The 3102-nt window shown below is 42.0% G+C and carries 6 protein-coding genes and 1 pseudogene; 1 reads left to right on the top strand and 6 read right to left on the bottom strand.

Annotated elements, in window-relative coordinates:
• The 3 genes from CBG25_RS12995 to CBG25_RS12985 form a co-directional block, all read right to left on the bottom strand.
• Window positions 1-93, bottom strand: a 93-nt coding sequence (locus CBG25_RS12995) for a helix-turn-helix domain-containing protein (protein WP_290603829.1), incomplete at its 3' end; no start/stop codon positions are given.
• A gap of 68 nt (window positions 94-161) precedes the next feature.
• On the bottom strand, window positions 162-431 hold the full coding sequence (locus CBG25_RS12990; protein WP_290607120.1) for a Bro-N domain-containing protein: 270 nt from the start codon (window positions 429-431) through the stop codon (window positions 162-164).
• Window positions 432-732: 301 nt separating this feature from the next.
• Window positions 733-1536, bottom strand: coding sequence for a KilA-N domain-containing protein (locus CBG25_RS12985; protein WP_290607118.1), 804 nt, complete (start codon window positions 1534-1536; stop codon window positions 733-735).
• A 104-nt stretch (window positions 1537-1640) separates the two neighbouring features.
• On the opposite strand from CBG25_RS12985, the gene CBG25_RS12980 reads away from it, so the two are divergent.
• Complete coding sequence (locus CBG25_RS12980) at window positions 1641-1937, top strand: DUF1640 domain-containing protein (RefSeq protein ID WP_290607117.1); 297 nt, start codon at window positions 1641-1643, stop codon at window positions 1935-1937.
• Window positions 1938-1945: 8 nt separating this feature from the next.
• Here the strand turns inward: CBG25_RS12980 and CBG25_RS12975 are convergent, their stop codons facing one another.
• The 3 genes and pseudogenes from CBG25_RS12975 to CBG25_RS12965 all read right to left on the bottom strand — a co-directional run.
• Window positions 1946-2230 (bottom strand): VRR-NUC domain-containing protein, encoded by a 285-nt coding sequence (locus CBG25_RS12975; RefSeq protein WP_290607116.1) that lies wholly within the window; start codon window positions 2228-2230, stop codon window positions 1946-1948.
• A gap of 23 nt (window positions 2231-2253) precedes the next feature.
• Window positions 2254-2442, bottom strand: a complete 189-nt coding sequence (locus CBG25_RS12970; protein WP_290607114.1) for an ANR family transcriptional regulator — start codon at window positions 2440-2442, stop codon at window positions 2254-2256.
• A gap of 26 nt (window positions 2443-2468) precedes the next feature.
• Window positions 2469-2783 (bottom strand): annotated as a pseudogene (locus tag CBG25_RS12965) (DNA polymerase I); the annotation flags it as partial.
• Window positions 2784-3102: the final 319 nt, after the last annotated feature.

Genomic DNA, 3102 nt, shown 5'->3' with positions numbered 1-3102 from the left:
TCTTGAGCATGAAAGCCGTCGAGCAATCGCACGTATAGACATACCCTGGCGATGTAAAACAGAAATTTCCACTCTGATCTCCAATGTTATCATCGGCAGTACCTTAAAACTGCCATTTTTACTCTTGGTGGATCAGTTTTACATTAGCAAGTGGATCATTTTTACATTGGTAGCGACAGTAGTACTAAAGTGTACATACCAGATTCGGATATTATGTTAATTTCCCTTGCCATCTTGTCTATTTTTTGTGCCTCGGTTAAACCTAGGTACAATCTTTCATCATCATCAAGCTTATAAAGAGCATCGCTAACATTAGAAATTTTTAGAGCTAAGCAAACGTCAGAAGCAATAAACCAAGGATTGCCATTAATGCTGACAGTGCGAATTTGATGATTTTCAAATGAGAAGGGAGTAACAACTAACGCGGTCATAATGACCTCCAATGGTTAACTTAATTTTACCCCCGCTAGAGTTGATAATCTCATTGGCGGTGAGCGGAACAGGGTTATCAACACCGGAGTTAACCAACCGGTCAGCTTTTCAGCTGCCCCATCCAGCCCACCATTGAATTGTGGCTAGATTACGACATTAAAAAACACGCTCGCGGCGTGCACATGTCGCGGTTAACTTCAATCGGGTTGATAATCCCGACATCTGATTTTGTAGATGCAAATAAACTATAGCGCATGATTTCTTCTTTCGTCAATAGGGATTTAAAAGGTCAATGTTTTTCTATGCTGCTGCAATTCCGTTCATCATGACGCTCAGCAATCTAGGAAATTGACTATCATAGAAATGGGGCTGAGTCTGACGGGGATGGTTTGGGTCAGTAAGATTTTTACCAAACTGTAATCCCTTTTCTGTCAGTGACCAGAATAATTTTTCCTTGTCAGGATGTTTGCTACTTGGACGTGATTTACGCTCAACAATACCTAATAATTGCAGACGTTTAAAGCCAGATGGTGGGCTGTAAGGCTTACCGTGCAGTAGTAAAAGCTCCGTAAAAGAGTGTGTCACTTCGCTTGATACTGCCAAATTTCCTTCGGGGGCATCAACAGCATAAGCGGGTAGTATATCCGGCATGCCAAGGGAAGACTGGAGTTTTTTCATTGCTCCCAACATTGCGGAAGGGGCTATGCGTAGTTCCTGTTTATAGAAAGCGATCATTGCGAGGCCAGCTTGTACTTTATCGGTTAATACGCCATTGTTGCTTTTTACCGAATCCCTGAACCGCTCGTAAACTTGAACTTCAAAAGCATGGTCTATCCATGCAGCGTATCTAATGGCAACGAGTTCATCTGCCCAAGTACCTGATTCAAGTCCACCTTTAATCACATTAACCGAAGCCCTTTTTTGGGCTTCGCTCAAAGATTGTACAAATGCAGCAATACCATCAGAACGCATGAATTTTGATGGCCGCTGAGATTCTGTCGCTTTACCTTGCGCAACTGCCGCACGGTGTAAATCATTCAGACAATACCGCCCGAAAGCGTCTTGGCGTACAATGGTATTTTCGATAACAACTAATTTAGACATAAAAATATTTCTCCGTAATTAAACGAATCAAGGTATTAATGTGAAAGATTTTGCAGATGGAACCCTAAACCCGTTATACTTACCTAAACACGGGAGGATTACCTATGGGTCAGGTTGCATTTGATACACTGAAATTTGTTGAAACGCTTGAAGGTGCTGGCTTACCTAAAGACCAGGCTAAAGCTATATCTCTGGCTGTCCGTGAATCACACGAAGCAGTTGACGTAGCGACCAAAAGAGATTTAGAAGATGTACGTAAAGATTTATCTGCTGAAATAGCGTTAGTCCGTAAAGATGTTGAAGCGTTAACCAATAGCCTTTTGATAAAGCTAAGCGGTATCATGTTAACTATTGTTGGTGCAGCTGCAACAATTGTAACCTTAGTTATAAAACTGGTTTAAAAAGCAGCCTACAACTCACAAAGTGGTAAGATACTGCTTAGATCCTGACTGTCCAGTACGATGACCTGATGACCAAGGGCAAAAAGCCGTGCGTGTTCGCGTAATTGGTAAGGGGTTGGCTTTTCGCCCGGCGCTTTGCATTCCACAAAAATAATGTTGCCATTGGGGAGTGCAACTAATCGGTCAGGCACGCCTCGTCGCCCAGGTGAAACAAATTTATAGGCAATGCCACCAATTTTTCGCACTTCACGCACCAAATGTTTTTCGATACTCTCTTCCCTGATTAACCGCATGAATCCATCCTTTTTATATGTTCCTACTTAATTTGCATAAGGCAAAAATCGGCGCGGTGTTCACTCCAGATACGATTATCACGATTTCTCGCCAGTCGGTTTGCCTGTGACCATGCGCGCGCGGCTTCATGGTATTGCCCTGACTGCTCAAGGTGAATTGCATCGTGTGCCGCCTTAAAATAAAGTGGGCTGTCGTTTTTTTTAAAGGCCATGATGTTTATTTATCCTGTGTGTTATTTTATTCCTTGCGATAACGGTAAGTCTCAAAGCCATTAGCACTAAGCGGTAAATCAAAAGCCCAGTCCGGATTAAAACTTAACAGCCTGCTTAACCCCTCGGCTGAGAACTGTGGGGTATCGGGCGCTTCGCTGATAATCTCATCATGGACGGTTAAGACAATCTCATAACCGGCCTTTTCAATAGACGGCATGTTATACGCCAGGACATCCCGTGCGGCGGCCTGACATATATTTTCAGTAATTTTCCCCCCGTAGGTTTTTAACCGTTCCCATTTTCGGCTATAGGGATTGGTGCCCATATAAGTAATTTGTCCATTAAGCCTGTTGCTCAATAGTGAAATAAAACTGCTTTCAATAAAAACAAGTTAGATACATCTAAAAAACACAAAAATAGGTTATTTTTTAATCTTATATAGGTCATTTTTAATTCAAAAATTGATTATTTTATCATCAATAGCTGGTTTTTTTGTAAGTCACAATTAATTTTGCTATTGAGCAACAGGCTTTTTGTTGAGTGCTTGCGGAACGCTGCCAATCATCAACTCATTGGAAGAACGAGAGAAAGCTGCTTATGAGGCGGTGGTGAAAGAGCCGAATGACGAGAATATTCAACGTTACATGGAACTGGCAGAT

The organism is Arsenophonus sp. ENCA, from assembly GCF_002287155.1.
Lineage (GTDB): Bacteria > Pseudomonadota > Gammaproteobacteria > Enterobacterales > Enterobacteriaceae > Arsenophonus > Arsenophonus nilaparvatae.
The sequence above is the reverse complement of the archived record's forward strand: the minus strand, read 5'-3'. Positions and strand labels throughout refer to the sequence as shown.

Bases quoted from the DNA above. Each gene is read 5' to 3' on its own strand.
- CBG25_RS12990 (WP_290607120.1), bottom strand. From the start codon at position 431: ATGACCGCGTTAGTTGTTACTCCCTTCTCATTTGAAAATCATCAAATT.
- CBG25_RS12985 (WP_290607118.1), bottom strand. From the start codon at position 1,536: ATGTCTAAATTAGTTGTTATCGAAAATACCATTGTACGCCAAGACGCT.
- CBG25_RS12980 (WP_290607117.1), top strand. From the start codon at position 1,641: ATGGGTCAGGTTGCATTTGATACACTGAAATTTGTTGAAACGCTTGAA.
- CBG25_RS12975 (WP_290607116.1), bottom strand. From the start codon at position 2,230: ATGCGGTTAATCAGGGAAGAGAGTATCGAAAAACATTTGGTGCGTGAA.
- CBG25_RS12970 (WP_290607114.1), bottom strand. From the start codon at position 2,442: ATGGCCTTTAAAAAAAACGACAGCCCACTTTATTTTAAGGCGGCACAC.